The organism is Gordonia namibiensis NBRC 108229, assembly GCF_000298235.1.
Lineage (GTDB): Bacteria > Actinomycetota > Actinomycetes > Mycobacteriales > Mycobacteriaceae > Gordonia > Gordonia namibiensis.
The window spans coordinates 42443-65357 of the sequence record NZ_BAHE01000037.1 but is presented as its reverse complement, the minus strand read 5'-3'; the positions used below and the strand labels follow the sequence as shown (position 1 = coordinate 65357).

The window sequence follows — 22915 nt, the reverse complement described above, 5'->3', positions numbered from 1 at the left end:
CTCAACGCCGAACCCGGCGCACCACCCAACCCTGAACGCATCAACCGGCGACCCGACATACCCCGCCGATTCGCCGAACACCTCCAACAGGTGCGCACCGAAATCCACGGACCCGACACCGAGTCCGACGATCAACCACGCCTACAGATGCGTGAAGTCATCGACCTCCGCAACGCCTCCGACGCCGAAGCCACCCTCGCCTCGCTACTCCTCGCGGCCGCCTACCCGAGGCTCACTTCCGTATGACGTTGTGCCCGGAATCCGGGCACAACGTCATAGAGATCAGCCGCCTCACCTGCGACGAAATCTGGACGTCAAATTTGTGACATCTGCGGGTAGTCACCGCCACCTAGGGTCGCTGCGTTGAAACGAATCCAGGAGGGCCACGTGAAGGCGCTGAAACACCCCGCACTGCAGATCGGAATCGGCGCCATCGCCGGTCTGATCTTCGGACTGATCGTCGGCGAATGGTCCGCCAATCTGAAGTTCATCGGCGACATGTTCATCCGACTCATCCAGATGTCCATCGTGCCTTTGGTTCTCGCGTCGGTGATCGTGGCGACCGCGTCGATGTCCGGCGCGGGGACCGGCAAGATCGCGTTTCGCACGTTCAAGTGGATGATCGGTTTCTCCGTAGTCGCCGCGGTTCTCGCGTGGGGTCTCAGCGTGCTGATCAAGCCGGGCAACGGCATGGTCTTCGACGGTGCGGTCGACCCGACCCTCGAGGAGGAGGCCGCCGAGACGACGGGCTGGCAGGACACACTTCTGGACTTCGTGTCGAAGAACGTCTTCGAAGCGATGTCCACGGCGACGATGGTGCCGATCATCATCTTCGCTCTGCTGTTCGGTATCGCTTTGCGAATCCAGATCACCAAGACCGGCGACGATCGGGTGCTCACCTTCATCGATCAGATCCAGCAGATCGTGCTCATCATGATCCGGCTGGTCATGTACATCGCACCCATCGGCGTCTTCTGCCTGCTGGCACCGCTGGCCGGCGACGTCGGGTTCTCTGTCATCACCACTGGCCTCAAGTACCTGGGCACGACAGCACTCGGAGTCGCGATCCTGTTCGTGCTCTTCGTCATGGTGGTCACGGCACGCACTCGTCTGAACCCGTGGAAGCTCCCAGGAAAGCTCGCCGAGCAGACCGTCATCGCCGTCACCACCACCAGCTCGGCGGTCACGTTCCCGACCGTTCTGAAGAACACCGTCGAAAAAATGGGCGTCAGTCAGAAGATCGCAAACTTCACGCTGTCGATCGGCCTCACGATGGGGTCGTACGGCGCCGTCCTCAACTACATGATCGTCGTGATGTTCCTGGCGCAGGCGGGCCGAGTGGAGCTGACCGTGGGCAGCATAGCCCTCGGTATGGCACTGGCGATCCTGTTGAACATGGGCACCATCACCGTTCCCGGAGGCTTCCCGGTGGTCGCCACCTTCCTCGCCACCTCGCTCGACCTTCCGCTCGAGGCGATCGGCCTGCTCATCGCCGTCGACTGGTTCACCGGCATCTTCCGCACCTTCTTGAACGTCAACGGTGACACCTTCGTCGCGATGCTCGTCGCGAACGCCGACGACGAGATCGACCGGGACGTCTACAACGGGACCAAGACGGTGGTGTCCGAGGAGATCGACGTCTCCGAGTTCGTCGACGTCATGGCAAAGGCCGACGCGGCTGACTGATCGGGTGCGCGAGAACCGGTGGGCGGCAACCAGATGCCCACCGGTCTTCGTGCCTTGAGCCCACGACCTGCGGGTACTTGGTCCCCAATGATCCCGGATCAGCTGCGGGAGTGGGTTCTCCGCAGTAGCGTCACGGGCATGCCAGCATATTGGGTCATGTTCGTCGTCGCGCTGATCGCCTGCATCATCATCGGGATCGGGTTCATCGTCGGAATCCCCGGCAACAAGGACTGATCTCCGGTCCCACTCGTCGCGGCGACCACCCATGGGTCCGCCGCGTCGTTTCCGCACGCACCACTTCCGCAGTCGCCATCTCGGGCACTCGAGCGCTACCGCCTACCAGCGCTTGGCCGTCAGAGGTGGCGATTCTGCGTTGATCGGGGTGTCGCGCCTCACACTCTCCTGTTACTCTCTCGATACTTCAGGTCATCTGACCTGAACATGTGGTCGATAGCCTCGCCATCACCACGAGAACGGGGGATCACATGGGCGCGCACCTCTCACGCAGGCATTTCCTGGGCGGATCGCTCGCAGCGGCGGGCGTCGTGGCGGGAGCGTCACTGACCGGGTCCGGCCGGGCGTCGGCTGCCCCGACGGGAATCGTCGACGTCATCGTCGTCGGCGGAGGACTGTCCGGGCTCGCAGCCGCCAAGACACTCAAAGCGGCGGGCGCGTCGGTGACGGTTCTCGAGGCCCGAGACCGTGCGGGCGGCCGCGTCCACAACATCTCCTCACCCAAGATGGGCGCCACCCTCGACGCCGGAGCCGAATTCATCGGGCCCACGCAGGGGCACATCGCCGGCCTTGCACGCGAGTACGACGTCCGGACGTTGCGGACCCACAACGCCGGCGACAGCATCTTCGTCAGCCGCACCGGTACGACGCGGGTGCCCGCCGCCCTGCCGATTCCCGCGGTGGCCGACCTCGGCCAGGCGGGGGCTGCGCTCGTGCGGGCTCAGGCCGACGCACTGGCGGGCTTCCCCGTCGGCCAGCCGTGGAAGCACCCGAACGCCGCCTACCTGGACTCGATCACCTGGGGGCAGTACACCCATCAGATCGCCGACACCCAGACCGCGCGCGACCTTGTGCAGATAGCGATGTCGGCCCCACTGTCGGTCCGCCCCGACGAGGTCTCCGCGCTCTACTACCTCAACTACATCGCGGCATCCGGTGACGAGCGGACCCCGGCACCCTCGTCCGCCTGCTCAGCACAGACGACGGCGCGCAAGAGCGACTGTTCGAAGGCGGCGCCGCCCTCATCCCGCTCCGGATGGCCCGCGAACTCTCGGCGCACATGGTCTACAACGCACCCGTTCGGTCGATCGATTACACCGACGGCATCGCAACCGTCACCAGCGACGTCGGCGCCTACCGCGCCCGTCGCGTCGTCGTCGCCATGTCCCCTGCCATCTCCGGTCAAATCGACTACCGCCCAGGACTTCCCGCTGCACGTATCGGAATCCACCGCGGCTACCGAATGGGTGCAGTCAGCAAGTTCGCGGCGCTCTACAAAAGGCCGTTCTGGCGCGACAAGGGTTTGTCGGGACAGGTCTATGGCGCCGGGCGCCCCGTCGACGTGACCTTCGAGAGCTACGCGGAGGGCAACCACATCTTGATGGGCTTCATCTCCGCCGACGCCATGCGCCGCCTCGACCACGCTCGCGAATCCACCCTGGTGAGGGAATGCATCGCCAACTTCGTCGAGTACTTCGGCCCCGAGGCCCGGGACTTCGTCGACTACGGCGTCTTCAAATGGGACCTCGAACCGTGGTCACGTGGTGGGCCGGTCGCGGTAAGCCGACCGGGCGTACTCACCAAGTACGGCACCGGACTTCGCGAGCCCGTCGGACCTATCCACTGGGCGGGCACGGAGACCTCGGACTACTGGACCGGGTACATGGACGGCGCCGTCCGCTCGGGCCGCCGTGCGGCGCGGGAGATCCTCGATGATCTCCGGTGACCGAGCTGATGTGAGAGCGCACCGACCATGAGAATGCCTGTGGAGGAACGGCGAGAACTGCTGCTGGAGTCCGCGTTCCGCGTGATCGCCCGACGCGGGGTCGACGGCGCGACCACGCGCGCGATCTGTGCGGAGGCCGGCGTGACCCTGTCGACCTTCCACTACGTGTTCGCCACCCGCGACGAACTCCTCGAGGCACTCGTCGAACGCGGAACCGAAAAGGAACTGACCGCGGTGGGCGCTGCGCTCGAAGAGGGCGCCCAGGCCATCTCTCAGGGTCGGCCCGGCGCGGTCGCAATCCTGGAGAGCGCACTCTCCGCCTACATCGACGGGGTGCAGGCCGATCCCGACCGCGAACAGGCCATGATCTCGCTGAACCAGTACGCCAGGCAGACCGACGGACTCAGCGACCTGGGCTCACAGATGTACCTCCGGTACTACGAGGCGATCGCAGCCGCACTCGACGGCGTCGCCGCGGCTACCTGTACCGCCTGGGACCGTCCCACCGCCGAGCTGGCACCGCTCGTCCTGGCCGGCACCGACGGGATCACCCTGTCGTACCTCAACATTCGTGACCGCGCGATCTGCGACCTCATCGCCGACGCCGTGGTCGCCAATCTGTCGACCCACATCGTCGACCACCCGGAGACCACCCAGAACACTCCAGAAAAAGCCTGAGGGGGACACAGCACGTGGACGTGACACGGAGACAACTGATCGCCGGCGCGGCGGTGACCGCTGCGGGCGCCGGTCTGGCGCTGAGCACGGCCGGGCGCGCCTCGGCCGCCCCGTCCGACTCGACGGACTATCTCGTCGGCTGCGGCATCGGTGACGTCACGGGCGCCGTTGCCGGACAGGGCATGATGGGCTATTCCAATCCCGAGCAGGTCGCGGTAGGCCTGCTCCAGCGATGCTGGGCGCGGGCCTACATCATCGTCGACCAGACCACCGGCAAGCGCGTCGTCTTCCTGACCGCCGACATCGCGTGCCTGTTCCAGTCGCATCACATGGGACTGATGGAAAAGCTGCGCAAGCGTTTCGGCTCGCTCTACACCGAGGCGAACGTCAACCTGAACGCGCAGCACTCGCATGCCTCCTGCGGCGGAACCGCCTGGGACTACGCGTATTCGCTCGCCGCGTTCGGGTTCAAGAAGAACTCCTACGACGCCGAGGTCGACGGCATGTTCGCCGCCATCGTGCGCGCGCACGACAACCTGGCACCCGGCACGATCACCATCGGTCGCGAAGAACTGCACAACGCCAGCGCGAACCGGTCCAAGGTCGCCTTCGACGCCAACCCGGCGTCGGAGAAGAAGTTGTTCCCCAACGCGATCGACCCGCAGGTCACCGTGCTGCGTCTGCGCCACGCGAGTGGCAAGGACGTCGGGGCCATCACCTGGTTCTCGACCCACGGCACCTCGCTGGCCGACCACAACGTGCTGATCGCCGGCGACAACAAGGGTTACGCCAGCTACCTGTGGGAGCGCTCCCAGCCGGGCTTCGTCGCAGCCTTCCCGCAGACGAACTCGGGCGACATGACGCCCAACCTCTCCCTCAAGTGGTTCAAACCGAATGGGCCGACCACGGACAACAAGCGCAACTGCGAACTCATCGGCGAGCGCCAGTACGTCGCCGGGCGACGGGCCTTCGACGCCACCCGACCGATGACTCGCGGCGGCGTCGACTCGATCACGCGCTACGTCGACATGTCCGCGGTGCGGGTCGCCGGAACGTTCACGCCCGACGGGAAACCGGCGTCGACGACACCGGCGATGATGGGTGCCGCCGCGGCCGCGACCAGCAGCGAGGACAACTACGAACAACCGCTCCCCCTGCTCGTCGAGGGTATGACCAACCCGCTGTTCGACGCCCTCGGCGGCAACAAGAAGCCGCCGATCGCCCCGTGGATGCGGGACATGCAGGCGCCCAAGCTGATTCTCTTCCCGCTGGGACTCATGCCGCCGTCGGGCTGGATTCCGTCGGTGGTGCCGCTGCAGATCATGCGGATCGGCGAACTGGTGCTCGTCGCGGTGCCGGCCGAGGTGACCGTCGTCGCCGGACTCCGACTCCGTCAGGTCGTCGCCGACGAACTGCGCATCGACATCGACAACGTGCTCGTCCAGGGATACGCGAACGCATACACCCAGTACGTCACCACCCCGGAGGAGTACGACCTCCAGCAGTACGAGGGCGGTGAAACCCAGTACGGCCGTTACACATTGCCCGCGTACATGCAGGAGTTCGCGAAGCTCGCCGCCGCGATGGCATCGGGCCGCAGCCTGGGTCGCGGCCCGGCGCCCGTCGACAAGTCCGGTTTCCAACCTGACCTGCTCCCGCCGGTCCCCGCCGACCGCCCCATTCCGGGGTACACGTACGGTGACGTCCTGCGGCAGCCGGGCGGGTCGTACCGTGCCGGACAGGTCGTGACCGTCGACTTCGTCGGGGCGCACCCCAACAACGACTTCCGCCACGGCGGAACGTATCTGGAGGTCCAGCGTCGCGAAGGCGGCTCCTGGACGACGATCGCCGACGACAACGACTGGTCCACCGAATTCCGCTGGGCACGTCCGCCCGGCGGCACCGACACCTCACGCATCACGATCACCTGGCGCCCGCCCGCCGGGACGTCGGGGACCTACCGGATCAAATACCACGGCAACAGCCGCGACGGCGCCGGGAAGACCCGGCCGATCAGCGGCGCCTCGAGAACCTTCGAGGTGCGCTGAGCCGCCCCTCTGCACCCTGGGCATGAGGGGTGTCCAGGGAGCAGAGGGTCGGGTCGAAGGGTTGTCGTCGGGGTGCGGCTGGCCGTTTCTCGAGGTGCGCGCGAAGCGACCCCCCGCTCCCTGAGGTGCGAGCGAAGCGCCCCCCGCTCCCTGAGGTGCGAGCGAAGCGAGCCACGAAGGGTTGGCGACGACTCGTCACCAGGCCTTCGTGGCTCGTCGCTATCGCTCCTCGCACCTCAGGCAGCGAGGGGCCGCACCTCAGCGGACACGCGCCCACACGAGTGCCCCACACCTCAGGCAGCGAGGGGCCGCACCTCAGGCAGCGAGGGGCGGCACCTCAGCGGATACGCGCCCGCATGAGTGAGACGTTGTAGTCGGTCCAGGTCGACATGGTGAAGTACAGGTCCTCGCCGCTGGACCAGGGGTGCATGAAACCGCCGTAGAGCTGGTCGTACTTCGACGAGTGGACGAGTCCGGCGGGTTCGGACCAGAGTCCTTGCGGTTCGCGGGCCTTACGGATCACGATCCCGCCGCGGAGGGCGTCGAGGTAGGTCAGTTGCCAGCGTTTCGACTTCTCGTCGTAGCGGGCCGACACCTCGCCGGCCGGGCCGGCGAAGATCACCGACGCGATGTTGCCGTCGCGGGCCGGGACCCATCGACCGTCGCGCCAGTACTGGTAGGCGGTCTTGTTCAGGACATGGTCGCGGTGGACACGCGCGAGGCCCACCGATCCGATCCGGGAGTTGGGTGTGCCGAACATGTAGACGTACTCGCCGTGCGGCACCATCGACGACACCTGGAACTGGCTGATGCCGAAGATGTTGTCCCACCGGGCGTACGGGTCCTTGGTCCACGTCGACCCGCCGTCGTCGGAGTACGCGAGCCCGCCGTGGTTGGTCAGCCACGTGCCGGGGATCTTGCCCCAGGTCCGCACCGACATGTAGGTCATGAACTGCCGGTCCCCGATCGCGAAACCGGAGGTCGGGATGACGGTGATCTCGTAGTGGTCGACGCGTCGCGCGCTCAACAGCTCCGCGGCGTGGCAGCGGCTGTCCTGGATCATCGTGTCGATGCTCATGCCGTCGGACAGCTTCTTGTCGCCGGAGAACCCGAGCACATTGGAACGCCAGTCCCGGCCGTTGGCACCCGGCGGGCGGAAATCCTTGCCGAAGGTGTCGCCGAAGACGACCGCGACCTTCCCCGGCTCGGACTCCCACATGATCCCGAGGTCGGTGCCGTTGATCTGCCAGCGCTTGTCGGTGCGGCTCGTCGACCCCTTACCGGTGAGGGTGCTGACGAGGTCGACGTCAGATACCCGCGGACGCGTCGGCTTGGATGCCACCGGTCCGGCGTCGACGCCCGGGGCGACGGCCGCAGGTGGCGGCGGAAGCTTCGGCGGGTTCGGGTTGGGCACCGGAACCGGGATGTTCTTGGGTGCCGGATCGAAAGTGATCTTCGGGAACTCGATGCTCAACGCGGGACCACCGGAATCGGGTTTCGGCTTCGGCGGGTCGGTGATGCCCGGGCACGGATCCGAACACGGGTCCTTCGGGGGCTTCTCGGACGGAATCCGAATCACCGGTTTCTCCGGGGCAGGTTCGGGCACCGGCAGGATCCGCGGATACGGCAGCGGGATGCTGAACCGGTCGGGCAGACGCGAGATCAGATCACGCGGGTCGACCGGTCCCTTCTTCGGTTTCGGCGGCAGATCCGCCTCACAGCCGGAACTCGGCAACACGACCGAGGGTGCCGCGTGCACTACCGCGGCCGAACCCCCGAGTGCGGTCCCGGCGACCACGATCGCGCAGACCGGGACGAACCATCGAAGCCCGCCGATCCGGAACGAGTCCGCACGAGAGCCAGATCTTCGGCTCTCGTGTGGACGGTTCATGGATCAGGAGTTGTCCGCGTTGCCCTTGCGCCACTCCGACCACGGGATGTTCCAGTCACCGAGGCCGTCGGTGCCGGACAGGGTTCCGCCCGTGGTGTTCTTGACGACCACCGGGTCGCCGCGCAGCGTGTTGTTCATGACCCAGAGCGCGTTCTCCGGGCTGAGGTTGAGGCAGCCGTGGCTCGTGTTGGTGTTGCCCTGGGCCCACACCGACCACGGCGCCGAGTGGAAGAAGATGCCGCTGTAGGACATCCGCGTCGCGTAGTCGACCGGGGTGCGGTAACCGTTCGGCGAGTTGGAGGGCACGCCGTAGGTCGACGAGTCCATGATGATGTGGTCGTGCTTGTCGGCGACCAGGTAGATGCCGTTGTCCGTCTCGTCGCCCGGCTTGCCCATCGACGTCGGCATGGTCTTGATGACCTTGCCGTCGCGCTCGAACACGACCTGCTTGGTGTTGTCGTCGGCGGTGATGACCATCCGGCGGCCGACGGTGAAGTTGGTGCGGACGTTCTCCTGGCCGAACAGGCCGTCGCCGAGGTCGATGCCGTAGGTGTTGACGGCGACCCGCACCTTGGTACCGGGCTTCCAGTACTCCTTGGGGCGCCACCGGACCTCGCTGTCGCTGATCCAGTAGAAGGCGCCCTCGACCGGCGGGTCGGTGGTGACCCGGATGGCCTTCTGTGCGGCACGACGGTTCGGGATCGGCTCGTCGAACTTCACCGCGATCGGCTGGCCGACGCCGACCGTCTCACCCGGGTTGGGGGTCAGGTAGGCCTGCGTCAGGTTGTTGGGGCTGCTGGTCGTGAAGGTGACCTTCTTGGTGACCGCGCCGCCGATGCCGACCGCGTCGGTCTCCAGCGTGTAGGTGCGGTTGTAGCCGAGCGCCTCGTTGCTGACCCAGACGGTGTCGTTGTCGCTGAAGGTGCCCTTGAGCGGGGTGCCGTCCGACTTGGTGATGAGAACCCGGCTGAGCGTGCCCTCGCTCGTGGTGACCTTGATCGGGGCACCCGGCTGGACGCCGACCGTGTTGTCGCTCAGCGGCTGATTGTTGAGCTCGGTGATGTCGACGGCAGGCTTGAGCAGATCGTCGAAGAGGCTCGAACTGGTGACGTTGTCGGAGTACGCAGCCTCCTGTGAACACGACGTCACGAGTGCGATGATCGCGAGCAACACACCACTGATGATCAGTGGCATCCGTCGTGATGAACGACCGATCCCCATCTCTCTCCCGCCTGTCCCGACCGACTCTGATGACTGGTCGGCCGACTGCCTCCCCGAATCTCGCACCAGTGTACGAGAACCCGGTCTGTGAGCTCCGCTACGTGTCATGCGTTCGGCGCGTGTCCTGCACACCGCCCCCGACACCGGCCTGAAGGCCCCTGCGCTCCAAACCCTGATATGCCACAAGACGCCTCGCATTCCTGCGAGGCGTCTTGTGAGCCTTTGTGCGCCATCAGGGACTCGAACCCCGAACCCGCTGATTAAGAGTCAGCTGCTCTGCCAATTGAGCTAATGGCGCTTGCCTTTTTCGCCTCCGGAGTACCTCCCGGCGGCGAGAAGGAACATTACATGACACCATCCCCAGTTGTGAAATCGCCTGGTCGGAGCGGGTTTGCGCGGGTTTGAGCCGTGCGTCCCGCCGGTGCCGACACCGGCCTGGGTCAGCTCGTGATCTTGCGGACCACGAGCACCAGCACGAGCGCCCCCACGCCGGCGATGGAGTACATGACAGCAGGCTTCTGCAGCGTCGCCAGTGCCTTGGACTTGGCGTCGTCGGCGAGGCGCTGCGGGTTGGCACGTTCGGCGAGCGCGTCGAGCGTGCTGGCAAGGTCCTCACGGGCCTTGGCGATCTCCTGCTCGATACGTTCGGTGTCTCCGGCCACGTTGCATCCTTCCGGCGCTTCTCGCTCTGGTTACGCGTCGTCACTGCTCACGCGTAGTCATCGACTGTCAGATCGCCGCCAGACGGCGGCGGTTCGATGCTACGACATCCTCCCGTCGCGGCATGTGACCATGCACTAGCCTTGCTGTCATGGCAGAGGTCACTCCCCCGGTGGAGGCACAGCGTTTGTCCGTCGGTGATCGCGCACCCGCGTTCACCCTGCCCGACGCGAACGAGAATCCGGTGTCGTTGTCCGACTACGCCGGCCAGAAGGTCATCGTCTACTTCTACCCGGCGGCATCGACGCCCGGCTGCACCAAGCAGGCGTGTGATTTTCGTGACAATCTCGCCGAGCTGAACGACGCCGGCCTGACGGTGCTGGGCATCTCGCCCGACAAGCCCGCCAAGCTGGCCAAGTTCGTCGAGAAGGAAGGGCTGACCTTCCCGCTGTTGAGCGACCCCGAGAAGAAGGTGCTCACCGAGTGGGGCGCCTTCGGCGAGAAGAAGATGTACGGCAAGACCGTCACCGGTGTCATCCGCTCCACATTCCTCGTGGACACCGACGGGACCATCGCGCTCGCGCAGTACAACGTCCGCGCCACCGGTCACGTGGCCAAGCTGCGCCGCGACCTGTCCGTCTGAGATCTGTCCGCCGATGGCCGAGTCCGCCGAACCGCTGATGCCGCGCAAGCGGCCAACGCAGGAACGAAGCAAGCGCAAGTTCCAGGCGATGCTCGAGGCGGCACGCGAGCTGCTGATCGACGTCGGTTTCGAATCGCTGACGTGTGAGGAGATCGCGGCCCGCGCCGAGGTCCCGATCGGGACGCTGTACCAGTACTTCGCCAACAAGTACGTCATCGTCTGCGAACTCGACCGGCAGGACACCGTCGACGTCCGCGAGGAGCTGACCGCGTTCGCCACCGAGGTGCCCTCCCTCGAGTGGCCCAGCCTGCTCGAGAAGTTCCTCGACCACCTCGCGGCACTCTGGCGCACCGACCCGTCACGTCGTGCGGTGTGGCTGGCCGTGCAGTCGACGCCCGCCACGCGTGCGACGGCGTCGGAGAACGAACGCGTCCTCGCCGAGCAGGTCGCACGTATTCTCGCGCCGCTCACGCCTTCTCAGCGTGAACGGCGCGAGATGATGTCGCAGGTGCTGGTCCACACGGCGTACTCGTTGCTCAGCTTCTCGGTGCAGGACGGCCACGACCACGAGGAGACCGTCGCCGAACTCAAGCGGATGCTCGCGGGCTATCTGCTGCTCGAGGAGTCGACGACGGTCTGAGGATCGTCGCTGCGGGTTTCGGGCCTAACGGCCCTCGAGGATGGCGACTGCCGCCGCGGTGTCCCCGTCGTGTGTCAGGGACACGTGGACGACGGTGTCGCGCAGATGATTTCCGATCTCGCCGGACAGCCGGATCGCCGGCCTGCCCCAGTTGTCGGTGACGACCTCGATGTCGCTGTGCCGGATCAGCGGCAGCAGTGGGGACCGCGAGAACCGGCTCACCGACCACGCTTTCACGACGGCTTCCTTCGCCGCCCAGCGCGCGGCGAGATGTCGCGCGTCGTCGCCGGTTCCGGCAGCCGAGTCCCGGCGCTCGCCGACCGTGAACCGGTCGGCGAACGTCGTACCCGGCTGCCGGAGCTGCTCGGCGAACTCCGGGATCGACACGATGTCGATGCCCACTCCGAGAACGCTCATCTCTTCCGGTCTCGCCTCACCGCTCGAATCCGCTGCGGTCACCGGGTTCCCGGAACCGGAGCGGGGCCGTACACGTCCGCTTCGTCGAGGCGCACCGACGGATCGAGCAGCATGCCCGCCTCGGCGTCGTGCTCGTCGACCGACTCGTCGAAGCGACGGTTCGGCGGACGCTGGTAGGCCGGCTCGCCACCGCAGATCGACTGCAGGAAGCGCTGGCTGCCCAGGCGCGCACGCTCATCGGCACGCTTGCGGTAGGTCTCCCGCTCCTCGGGTGCCAGGGAGGCGATGAAGGCCTCCGGATGGACGACCGCGATGAGACCGGACACGTGGCCGAAGCCGAGGCTGGTCAGCAGGCCGGCCTTGAGCGGGAACCGCTCCCCCAGCTGCAGCGTCTCGCGCGGCCACACCAGGTGCGGGTACTCCTTCATCTTCTCGTCGACGCAGTCGAGGCTGCGGTTCGGCGGGATGACGCCGTCGCGGAGCATCTGGCACAGGCCGATCAGCTGGAAGGCTGCGGCGCCGCCCTTGGCGTGACCGGTGAGCGACTTCTGCGAGACCACGAACAGCGGCGCGCCCTTGTTACGTCCGATCGCCTCCGCGAGGCGTTCGTGCAGCTCGGACTCGTTGGGATCGTTGGCCTTCGTCGAGGTGTCGTGCTTGGACACCAGCGCGACGTCGTCGGCGGTGACACCGAGCGAGTTCAGGGCGTTGGCCAGCGGCGAGTACAGCGCGCCGCGGGCGGCGCCCAGGGCACCGAGACCCGGAGCCGGGATCGAGGTGTGCACGCCGTCGCCGAAGCTCTGCGCCCACGCCACCACACCGAGGACCGGCAGACCCATCTGCGCCGCGACGTCGCCGCGGGCGAGCAGGATCGTGCCACCGCCGGCGGACTCCACGAACCCGCCGCGTCGGCGGTCGTTGGCCCGCGAGAACCGGCGGTCGTCGATACCGCGGGCGGTCATCTTCGCCGAGTCCGCGGTCGCCGACATCGCGCCGAAGCCGACGATGCCCTCGATGCCGAGGTCGTCGAAGCCGCCGGCCACCGCGAAGAGCGCCTTGCCGAGACGGATCTTGTCGACGCCCTCCTCGACCGACACCGCTGCCGTGGCGCAGGCCGCGACCGGGTGGATCATCGCGCCGTAGGAGCCCACGTACGACTGGACGACGTGTGCGGCAACGATGTTCGGCAGGGCCTCCTGCAGGATGTCGTTGGCGTTGGCCTCACCGAGCAGGGTGTTGATGTACAGGTCTCGCATCGAGGCCATGCCACCCATACCGGTGCCCTGGGTGTTGGCGACGAGGCCCGGGTGCACCCAACGCATCAGCTCGCTCGGCGTGAAGCCGGACGACAGGAATGCGTCGACGGTGGCGACCAGGTTCCACAGGGCGACCCGGTCGATCGCCTCGACCATGTCGGGGCTGACACCCCAGCGGGTCGGATCGAAGCCGGTCGGGATCTGGCCGCCGACGGTGCGGGTCAGCGAGAACTTGCGCGGCACACGGATCTCCGTGCCGGCCAGGCGCGTGACCTGCCAGTCGCCGTCGGGGTTCTGCGTCACCCGCGTCTTCTCGGGGTTGGCACTCGCGAACGCACGGGCCTCGGCCTCGGAGTTGACCGTGAAGGTCAGGTCCTCGTCGAGGAACACCGAGGTGAGCAGCGGCGAGGTGTTGTCGACCATCGCGCCGTCGTCGGCGTAGCGGCGGATGCCGCACCGCGACACGACCTCGTCGTGGTAGCGCTCGGCGATCTCGCTCTCCGGCACCGGATCACCGGACTCGGTGTCGTACCAGCCGGGCTTCGGAGCCGAGTCCCAGTGGATCAGACCGGTGTTCCAGGCCAGCTCGAGAACGCCTGCCGCCGAGAGCTTCTCGTCGACCTCCATCTCGAAGCGGGTACGCGCCGAACCGTAGGGGCCGAGCTCGCCCGCACCCACGATGACCACCAGGTCCTCGGGACGCGCGTCGATCGACGGCCATTCCGGGCGCATGCCGCGGGGTGCGCGGGCGGGTGCCGGGAGTGCGGCCACGGTGGTCGCTTCCGATGCCTCGTCGGTCTCCTCGGCGGCCTCGGCAGCCGCTGCGGCGGTGGCCGCGAGCGCCTTGAGGTCGGTCGAGGCGTCGAGCCCGCCGGTGAAGTCGGCCAGGACCGGAGCGGTCGCCGCGGACGAACGCTGCTCGGGGGTGCAGAGCGTCAACAGGTTGGCGGCCATCTCCTCGGTGCTCCAGGTGCGGACACCCGCGGCCTCGACCGCATCGACCATGCCGTCGTTGTGGCCCATCAGTCCGGTGCCGCGCACCCAGCCGATGAGGGCGTGGGCCAGCGTGGTCTTCGAACCCCACGACTCCTCGGCCGACCAGCGGGTCACGAGCGCGTCCAGGGCGGCCTTGCTCTCGCCGTAGGCGCCGTCGCCACCGAACATGCCGCGGTTGGGGGAACCCGGCAGGACGACGTGCAGGCGGGCCGCGATGTCGTGGTCGGAGTGGACCTCCGCCAGACCGGCGATGAGACGCTCGACCGACCAGAGCAGGACCTTCATCTCCAGCTCGGCGCGAGCGCCGGCGTCGGTGAGGTCGCCGGCCACCCGCGGGGCGGCGAACGGGAACAGCATCGTCGGCTTCATGGCCGGCTTCACCACCGCCGTCGTGCCGCCGAGGTTCTCGGTCTGCTCCGTGGCCACCCACTCGACCAGGTCGTCGACGTCGGTGTACGACGCCATGTTCGCCGGGGCGATCCACAGCGCGGCGCCGGTGCGGGCGTTCTCGCGGTAGAGCTTCTTGTAGAAGGCGAGGCGCTCGGAGTTCAGACGCGAGGTGGTCGCGATGACGGTCGCACCGCCGGCGAGGAGTCCGGCCACCACACCTGCGGCGATCGAGCCCTTGCTGGCACCGGTGACGACAGCGATCTCGCGGCTGTAGATCCCCTTCTCGGGGTTCTCGGCGGCGTGTGCGATCGCGCCGAAGACACGGGTGTGCACGGCGTTTCCGTTCGCGAGGGCCTTGCCCTGCCACCAGGTGGCGTGTTCGGCGACGGTGTCCCCGGCGCCGGCGAACCCGCCGACGAGCTTCTCGAAGTCGGCGTCGAGCTCGTCCTCATCGGTCAGCCAGAGACGGACGAGATCCTCACGGGCGGTTGCCCACCGGTCGTCGATGAGGACGACCTTGGCGTCGTCGAACGCCGGTGCGACGGTGCGCGCCCAGTCCGATCCGAGTTCGGCGCTGACCAGTTCGGCCAGTTCGGCGTTGGGATCGGCCGCGGCCTCGGCGAGGTCGGCGACCTCGCTGAGGCCCAGCTTCTCCAGCACGGTGTACGCCGCCGACGCGAGCGCACCCGACCGACCGGTGATCTGTTCGGTGAACTCGCCGAGAGCAGCCGCGTCGACCGTTGCGCCACCGCCGGATTCGGCTGCGGGCTTGCCGACCGCGATGCCCTTCTCGGCACCCACGGCGGTGACCGCCTTGTCGATCAGCGCATCGAGCGCGTCGGCGTTGGCGACCGGGCCGTCGAGCAGGTTGCCCAATGCCTCACCGCGGACCGAGGCGCCGTCCCGGGTACCCAGGGCGAGCGCGACGGTCGTGTGCAGTCCCCAGCCGGGGCCGAGCTGCCAGACGGAGCTGACGCGGTCGGTGATGTAGTTCTGGCGCTTGCCCAGCGGGCCGAGGACCTTGCGGACCTGGTCGCTGACCGCATCGGTGAGCACCGCACCCAGCGGACGGTAGCCGCGAGCGAGGGTCTCGACGGTCGACGACAGCGCGACCATGTCGGCCTCAGCCGCACCATCGATGGCACCGAGTCCGAGCTCGCCACCGATGTCGAGCAGCAGCTGGTTGCGGCGTGAGGACACACCGTCACACAGCGCCTCGATGGTGTCGGCCGCACCGATCTGGTCGACGCGCATCTTGGTCCACAGCGCGATCACGGACTTCACCGCATCCGACGGGGTGAACGCGATGTCGTCGGGACGCGGGCCGCCCGCGGGAGCCGCCGGAGCGGCAGCCGGAGCCGGTGCCGCCGCGGCGGGAGCAGCCTCCGCCGGCGCGGCGGCCGACTCCGCGGGAGCGGCGATCTCGTCCTCTTCCGGCTCGTGGCCGGCGTCCTTGGCCAGGATCACGTCGGAATCGCGTTCGACGTTCACCACCTCGGTGGTGGCCGAGGCGTAGTCGTCGAGCTTGAGGGTGTTGTTGGCCAGGCCGGTCAGGGTCGGGGCACCCTTCAGACCGATCTCGACGAAGCGCTGCACGGCGAGGCCGTCACGCTCCGGGCCGCTGAACAGCAGGTCCTGGGTCTCGATCCAGCGGACCGGGCTGGCGAACTGCCAGGCGAGGAGCTCGATCAGGAGAACGCGGGCCAGCTCGGTGGGCTTGGCGGTCCAGGTGTCCCAGTCGGCGAGGACCTCGTTCAGCGGATCGGACGGCACGAGCGCCGCGATCTCCTCCACGAAGTCACGTCCGAGGTTGAACAGGCGCGGCACCAGGTTCGGGATGTACCGGCCGATCAGGATGTCGATGTCGATGTCGGCGGGCAGCAGCTCCTCGAGCTTGCCGCGGAACTCCGGCACACCGGCGCGCAGGACGCTGGAGTGGAACGGGACGTCGATGCCCGGGATGAGGATGAACGCCCGCTTGCCACCGAACTCGGCACGGCGACGGTCGATCTCGGCCTCGAGGTGCTCCAGGCCGCGGACCGTGCCGGCGATCGCGTACTGCGAACCGAGCAGGTTGAGGTTGACGACCTCGAGGAACTCGCCGATCTCTGCACCGAGATCGGAGACGAATCCGGTGACGTCGGCGTCGGCGAGACCGAACTGGCTCGGCCGGATCGCGGCCATGCGGTAGTCGCTGCGTCCCAGCTCATCTCGCGGAACCAGGTGGTGCATGGCCTCGCCGCGCTGGAACACGACCTCGAGGACGGCCTCGAGCGGCAGCACGCCGGCGCAGGCGGCGAGAGCGTTGTACTCACCGACCGAGTGGCCACAGGTGATGGCGCCCTCGACGAAGCCGCCGGCCTCCTTGAGTTCGGCGATCTGCGCGACACCGAGGGTCGCCATGGCGACCTGCGTGAACTGCGTCAGGTACAGCACACCGTCGGGGTGGTTGTAGGTGGTGCCGTTGGCGACGAGAGTCGTCGGGTTGTCCCGCACGACGGCCAGGATCGAGAAGCCGAGCGCCTTGCGGGTGTGCGTGTCGGCGCGGTCCCAGATCTTGCGGGCGGCCTTGGAGCGCGACCGGGCGTCGAGGCCCATGCCCTTGGACTGGATGCCCTGCCCCGGGAACGCGTAGACGGTGCGCGGGGCGGCCAGGAGGCCGGTGGCGCTCATGACGAGGTTGTCGCCGACCTTGGCGCTCACCTCGACGACCTCGCGGCCGTTGTCGAGGCCCACGCGGTCGACGCGCACGGTGATGGTGTCGCCGAGGCGGACCATGCCCAGATAGCGTGCGGTCCAGCCGATCAGCGGTCGCGGCGACGGGGTCGGGTTCTTCGAGTCGGTCGCGGTGACGACCTGCTGAGCGGCGGCCGACAGCCACATGCCGTGCACGATCGGGTCACCGAGTCCGGCGAGCTTGGCCGCCGAGGCGTCGGTGTGGATCGGGTTGCGGTCACCGGAGACGACGGCGAAGCCGTGCATACGGTTCGGCGCGGTGATGGTTGCCGAACGGAGCAGCTTGCGGGTGGCCGACTGCTCGGCCTTCGGGGCACCGCCCGCCCGGGGCGGGTCGGTGAGCTCGGCGGCCCCGAGGCGTCCGCGGATCGCGAAGCGTTCCTCGAGGGTGGCGATCGGTCCGGCGGGTCCGGCGATCTCGACCGAGACCTCGACGACACGGCCGACGTCGGAGTCGCGCACCGCACCGGTACGGGCGGTCACCGTCAGTTCGGCGGTCTCCGTGGGGATCTCACCGGTGAGGGCGATCGCGTGGTCGAGGTGGACCAGGTCGAGCAGACCCTCGACGACCGGCGCACCGGTCTCGGTACGGGCGGCACCGATGACACTGAACACGCTGGGCCAGCAGGCGCCGACCAGGGTGTCGGGGACGGCGAAGCCGAAAGGCTCGGTCGGGGTGGTCGGACGCAGGTGCGCGGGCAGGGAGAAGCCGGTCACCGACGCGTGGTCGGCCACCGAGTCGGGCTGCCAGGTGATGGTGGTGGTCGCGGTGCCGTCGGTCACCTCGGCGAGCGCGCCGCCCGCGGCGACCGTGAGGATCTCGGTCATCGCCCCGGCGGCCTCGTCGAGTCCGACGACCGGCGATCCACCGTCGCGCACACCGAGACCGGCGAGGAGCGGGATACGCACGGCCGCACCGGAGATCGGGACGACGAGATCGAAACGGGCCACGCCGTTCTCGCTGCCGACCTGCTCGATGACGGCGCCGGTGGGCTCGTGCTCGGCACGCTCGGGTGCGACGACCGACCAGGCGGCGCGGTCGCCGAGGAGGGCGACCGGGCTCGGGACGATGCGTCCCGCCCAGCTCACGTCGTCGGATTCCAGGACGGCGGACAGGACGCCGGCGTCCTCGACGAGTCCGGCACGATGGCGCGAGGCGACCTCGACCGAGCGCACACCGGCGGTGAGCAGGTCGGTGACGACCTGCGCCTCGAAGCGGTCCAGCAGCTCGCCGACCGGCTCGTCGACGCGGGTGATGCCGGCCACGGCGACCGGGCCGGGGATGACGCAGACGGCGTCGGCGCCGTAGCGCGCGTCATGGGCCTGCCACAGGGAGTCACTGCGCCACCAGCGGCGCACGTCCTTGTCGATGACCGGCACGAAGTTGACCGGCTTGCCCGGGGTGCGGCACAGCTCGAGGAAGAACGCGACGTCCGCGGGATGCAGGATGTCGGTGTCGATCTCGCGGTAGACGCTGCCCAGCGCGTCGATCGCGGCGTGCGGGTCGTCGGTGGCCGACAGCTCGGCGAACATCGTCGGGATGGGGCCCGAGTCCTGCGGGTGCATGCGGGCCTCGGTGCGCTGCAGCATCTCCACGAAACGCTGCTGCCAGGTGATGTCGGCCCACGGGTGCTGATCGCCGTTGGCGTCGCCGACGGCGAGGGTCGCGTAACGGTCGAGCCATTCGCGGTAGGTCATCTCGGCGACGTCGCCGAAGTACGGCTTGGCGGTGTTCGCCATCGCCGCGATGATCTCGTCGCGACGTGCGGCGACGGCCTCGGCGTCACCGGCGACCTCGTCGAGCAGACGGCCGCAGCGGGACGCGGTGTTGTCGACCTCGTGGATGTCGGCGCCGAGCTGCGAACGGCCCGAAGCCATTCCGGCGGTCGCGTGACCCGCACCGATCCACTCGTCGATACCGGCGGTGTCGACGAGGAGCTGCTTGACCTCGGGGGTGGTGGTGGCCTCCTTCGTGGCCATCGCCGCGGTGCCGATGAGGATGCCGTCGAGCGGCATCATCGGGTAGCCGTAGCCGGTCGACCAGACGCCGGTCAGGTACTCGCTGGCACGCTCCGGGGTGCCGACACCGCCGCCGACGCAGATGACCACGTTGGGTCGGGCGCGGAGTTCGCCGTAGGTGGCGAGCAGCAGGTCGTCGAGGTCCTCCCACGAGTGGTGGCCACCGGCGCGGCCGCCCTCGATCTGGACGATGATCGGATGCTGCGGGACCTCGTTGGCGATCCGTACGACCGAGCGGATCTGCTCGACGGTGCCCGGCTTGAAGGCGACGAAGCGGAGCCCGGCCTCGACGAACTCGTCGACCAGTGCGACCGCGTCCTCGAGTTCGGGGATTCCGGCCGAGACGATCACGCCGTCGAGCGGCGCACCCTGGGCGCGGGCCTTCTGCACGAGGCGCTTGCCGCCGAGCTGCAGCTTCCACAGGTAGGGGTCGAGGAACAGCGCGTTGAACTGCGCCTCGCGACCCGGCTCGAGCAGGTCGGTGAGGGTGGCGATGTTACGGGCGAAGATGTCCTCGGTGACCTGGCCACCGCCGGCGAGCTCGGCCCAGTGGCCTGCGTTGGCCGCGGCGGCGACGATCGCCGGGTCGACGGTGGTCGGGGTCATGCCCGCGAGCAGCATCGGCGAACGTCCGGTGAGACGTGTGAACGCGGTCTCGACAACGGTCCGGCCGTCGGGCAACTCGACGAGGGTCGGGGCGAACTGGGACCACGGGGTGCCGACCTCCGGCACGCCGCCCGGGCTGAAGAGGTTGCGCTGACCGACGCGCAGTGCGGCGGGGACGAGGCCCACCCCCTGGCCGCGGACGAGCGATGCGGAGAGACGGGTGGCGATGTCGCCGGGACCGAAGTCGAGGATCCACCTGGCGCCACCGGCGACGACCTCGTCGACCGAGGAGACCCAGTCGACGTGTGCGACGAGGATGTCATGGGCGTGGCGGGTCGCGAGCTCACGGTCGATGCCGCACCGGTCGGCCCACTCGCCGACGAGTTCGACGGCCTCGGCCATGTTGGGGTGATGGAAGGCGACGGACACCTGGAGGTGGTCGAACTTCGGGGCGAACGGTGCGCCGCCGGTCAGCTTGCGTTTGCGCTCGTCGGCCTCGGCGGCGGCGATCCGCTCGCAGAGCGCGACGAAGCCGGCGAGGTGACGCGGGGCGCCGGAGAGCACGAGGGCGTTGCGGCTGTTCTTGATCGAGACCACCGGCGCGGTGGCCAGGTCGCTCTCGGGAAGGCTCGCGCGGTACTGGGCGAGGACCTCGTCCACCCGTGCCGGGGTGACGTTGTTGACGGCCAGCATCGGCGTGCCGTCGGTGGTGGTCCCGAGGCCGCGGCGACGCGCGATGAGCGAACCGGCGGCACCGATGAGATGGGCGACGGCGAGCAGCAGACCCTGACCGGCCTCCGCGGCGTTGCCCTCGGCTCCTACCGCGTCGGTGGCCAGCGAGCCCTGCGAATGTCCGATGACGGCACTCGGCGGGATGCTCGCGGTGTCGAGGCCCTGCTTGCGCAGCGCCTCGACGGCGGCCAGCTGGGTCAGCAGGACCCCGGGACCCGAGAGGGTGAAGTCGGCGAGCGCGGTCTCGGTGGGCACCTCTTCGCCCGCGTCGTGCGCGTGGACCCATGCGAGCGGGTGAAAGCCGTCGGCGCGCGCGACGACGAGGTCGTCGGCGACGGGTGCGACGAGCCGCTCCGCGGCCTCCACGATCCCGGCGATGCGGTGTTCGAGGTCGGCGTCGACGACCAGCTCGGCCAGCGTCGGCAGCCACGCGCCGCCCTGACCGCCGAAACTGATCGCGTAGGGCTCCCCCTGGGCGAGGCGGTCGATGAGCGTGGCTGTGGGGCGCTCTGCGTTGGCGGCGCCCTGCGAGCCGGTGCGGAACTGGTCGACGGTCACGAGTACTCCTCTGTGGTGGTCGGTCTCGGTGGTCGGCGGAGTGTCTTGGTGCCGGCGCGGGCGTCGGCGACGTGTCTCGGGCGCAGGCGCGGGCGCCGGCGATTCCTCGTCGATGAGAACGGGGGTCGTCCACGACGCCCGGGGCATCGCAGGCGAAAACGAGGGCGGCCGCCCTGCCTGATTCGAACTGACTGGTACAACTGGTGAACACGCCTGCCACACAAGGACATTGACGCTCCCCGGTTCATGGAGGAGTCGCCTACGACGTGAACGTGACACCCATGATGACACACGAAAGTGAGGGATTCCTCATGTTTCTGGGTGACCTGTCGGTATACCGACCAGTAACCCCGCGGGTAACTTGAAAGACCATGTCAACGACCATCCGAAGGGTTGCGAAACGCGCTGGCCAGGCAACGTACCCGAAGGTATGTCGACCCCCGATCGCGCGCTCGGTCAACCGTTATGAAACCGTGATGTGATCCGGGCCACGCCCCGACCCGGCGGCGATTCGCGTCGGTCGCGTGATGCCCGGATGAACCCCGTCCGTGCCCTAGAGTCGGGCCCATGAGCAGTTGCATCTTCTGCGCCATCGTCGCGGGCACCGCTCCGGGCCGGATCGTCTACTCCGACGACGACGTCGTCGGCTTCCTCGACATCCGACCGGTCACCCGCGGGCACACCTTGCTCGTCCCCCGCGTCCACTCATCCGGTCTCGACGACCTCGACCCGGCCGTCGGTGCGGCTCTCTTCGCCGCCGGACAGCGTGTCGGATCGGCGCTGAAGGCCGGACCGATGGCCGCGGACGGGGTCAACCTCGCCCTCAACGACGGCCGCGCCGCGTTCCAGACCGTCTTCCACACCCATCTGCACGTCGTGCCCCGCCACGCAGGCGACAAGCTCAGTTTTGCCAAGGGCCTGGTCGTGCGTCGCGATCCTGACCCCGACGAGACCGCCGACCTGGTCCGCGCTTCCCTCGAGGCCGCGGGGTGACCGGGCCGACCATCCCCGAGGCCGTGATCGACCTCGTCCGAGACGCGGACTGGATCACCGTCTTCAGCGGGGCCGGCATGTCGGCCGAGAGCGGTATAGCAACCTTCCGCGACGCCCAGACCGGGCTGTGGGAGACGTTCGATCCCGCCGAACTCGCCACCCCCGAGGCGTGGGAACGCGACCCCGCCCTGGTCTGGGGCTGGTACCGGTGGCGCGCCCGCGAGGTGCTCGCCGCCGAACCGAACGCCGGACACCGCGCACTGGCCGAACTCGGCGCCTCGCGCACCGTCATGGTGGTCACCCAGAACGTCGACGACCTGCACGAGCGTGCCGGCAGTGACGTGGTCAGCCACCTCCACGGCAGCCTCTTCGCGCCGCGCTGCTCGGTGTGTGACACCCCGTACGACGGGCCCGGTGCGCGGCCCTCGGCCGCCGATCCGGACACCGAACACGTCGAGCCCCGGGTCGCTCCCCCGATCTGTCCGAGATGCGGTGGCGACGTCCGACCCGGCGTCGTCTGGTTCGGCGAGGCGCTGCCCGCGGACGACTGGAAGCGGGCCGATCAGGCGTTCCGCGCGGGCGAGGTGGTCATCGTCGTCGGCACGAGCGGCATCGTGTACCCGGCCGCATCACTCCCAGAACGTGCTGTGCGCGAAGGCATTCCGGTGATCGAGTTCAACCCAGCCGAGTCGTCGGTGACCGATTTCGCGACCCACAGCCTGCGGGTGCCGGCCGCCGAGGGGCTACCGGCGCTGCTCCGCGCGCTGGGCTGACCGCCCACTCGC

13 protein-coding genes, 1 tRNA gene and 2 pseudogenes are annotated in these 22915 nt (G+C 68.3%); 10 read left to right on the top strand and 6 right to left on the bottom strand.

Going from position 1 to position 22915, the window contains the following annotated elements; all coding sequences use genetic code 11:
* The 6 genes and pseudogenes from GONAM_RS17615 to GONAM_RS17595 form a co-directional block, all read left to right on the top strand.
* A pseudogene (locus GONAM_RS17615) lies at positions 1-246 on the top strand (HNH endonuclease); the annotation flags it as partial.
* A 141-nt stretch (positions 247-387) separates the two neighbouring features.
* Positions 388-1686 (top strand): dicarboxylate/amino acid:cation symporter, encoded by a 1299-nt coding sequence (locus GONAM_RS17610; protein WP_006868113.1) that lies wholly within the window; start codon positions 388-390, stop codon positions 1684-1686.
* A gap of 485 nt (positions 1687-2171) precedes the next feature.
* Positions 2172-2708: pseudogene (locus GONAM_RS23110) on the top strand (FAD-dependent oxidoreductase); the annotation flags it as partial.
* Between the two features lie 248 nt (positions 2709-2956).
* Positions 2957-3646 carry a flavin monoamine oxidase family protein gene (locus GONAM_RS22990; protein ID WP_245548639.1) on the top strand — a complete coding sequence of 230 codons (690 nt, stop codon included), beginning with the start codon at positions 2957-2959 and terminating at the stop codon, positions 3644-3646.
* Between the two features lie 33 nt (positions 3647-3679).
* Positions 3680-4324: a TetR/AcrR family transcriptional regulator gene (locus tag GONAM_RS17600; protein WP_083876448.1), complete on the top strand. Its 645-nt coding sequence runs from the start codon at positions 3680-3682 to the stop codon at positions 4322-4324.
* Between the two features lie 14 nt (positions 4325-4338).
* The gene (locus tag GONAM_RS17595; RefSeq protein ID WP_006868108.1) at positions 4339-6372 is read left to right on the top strand and encodes a neutral/alkaline ceramidase; all 2034 of its coding nucleotides are present in this window, start codon (positions 4339-4341) and stop codon (positions 6370-6372) included.
* A gap of 337 nt (positions 6373-6709) precedes the next feature.
* Here GONAM_RS17595 and GONAM_RS17590 read toward each other — a convergent pair whose 3' ends face one another.
* From GONAM_RS17590 to GONAM_RS17575, 4 genes are all read right to left on the bottom strand, one after another.
* Positions 6710-8131 (bottom strand): DUF4185 domain-containing protein, encoded by a 1422-nt coding sequence (locus tag GONAM_RS17590; protein WP_006868107.1) that lies wholly within the window; start codon positions 8129-8131, stop codon positions 6710-6712.
* A 135-nt stretch (positions 8132-8266) separates the two neighbouring features.
* Positions 8267-9457 carry a L,D-transpeptidase gene (locus tag GONAM_RS17585; protein ID WP_006868106.1) on the bottom strand — a complete coding sequence of 397 codons (1191 nt, stop codon included), beginning with the start codon at positions 9455-9457 and terminating at the stop codon, positions 8267-8269.
* A 252-nt stretch (positions 9458-9709) separates the two neighbouring features.
* Positions 9710-9782: transfer RNA gene (locus GONAM_RS17580), tRNA-Lys, on the bottom strand.
* 142 nt (positions 9783-9924) lie between these two features.
* A complete protein-coding gene (locus GONAM_RS17575; protein WP_006357349.1) occupies positions 9925-10146 on the bottom strand; it encodes a DUF3618 domain-containing protein in 222 nt (73 codons plus the stop codon).
* 149 nt (positions 10147-10295) lie between these two features.
* Here GONAM_RS17575 and bcp point away from each other — a divergent pair, with 149 nt between their 5' ends.
* Positions 10296-10787, top strand: coding sequence for a thioredoxin-dependent thiol peroxidase (gene bcp / locus GONAM_RS17570; RefSeq protein ID WP_005199861.1), 492 nt, complete (start codon positions 10296-10298; stop codon positions 10785-10787).
* A gap of 13 nt (positions 10788-10800) precedes the next feature.
* Complete coding sequence (locus GONAM_RS17565; protein ID WP_006868105.1) at positions 10801-11427, top strand: TetR/AcrR family transcriptional regulator; 627 nt, start codon at positions 10801-10803, stop codon at positions 11425-11427.
* A gap of 24 nt (positions 11428-11451) precedes the next feature.
* On the opposite strand, the gene acpS is transcribed toward GONAM_RS17565, so the two are convergent.
* A complete protein-coding gene (acpS, locus tag GONAM_RS17560; RefSeq protein ID WP_006868104.1) occupies positions 11452-11844 on the bottom strand; it encodes a holo-ACP synthase AcpS in 393 nt (130 codons plus the stop codon).
* A 38-nt stretch (positions 11845-11882) separates the two neighbouring features.
* Positions 11883-21137: a type I polyketide synthase gene (locus GONAM_RS17555; RefSeq protein WP_006868103.1), complete on the bottom strand. Its 9255-nt coding sequence runs from the start codon at positions 21135-21137 to the stop codon at positions 11883-11885.
* 567 nt (positions 21138-21704) lie between these two features.
* Between GONAM_RS17555 and GONAM_RS17550 the strand changes: the two genes are divergently transcribed.
* The gene (locus GONAM_RS17550; protein WP_006868102.1) at positions 21705-22130 is read left to right on the top strand and encodes an HIT family protein; all 426 of its coding nucleotides are present in this window, start codon (positions 21705-21707) and stop codon (positions 22128-22130) included.
* Positions 22127-22903, top strand: coding sequence for an SIR2 family NAD-dependent protein deacylase (locus GONAM_RS17545; RefSeq protein ID WP_006868101.1), 777 nt, complete (start codon positions 22127-22129; stop codon positions 22901-22903). The genes GONAM_RS17550 and GONAM_RS17545 overlap by 4 nt, the downstream gene beginning before the upstream one ends.
* Positions 22904-22915: the final 12 nt, after the last annotated feature.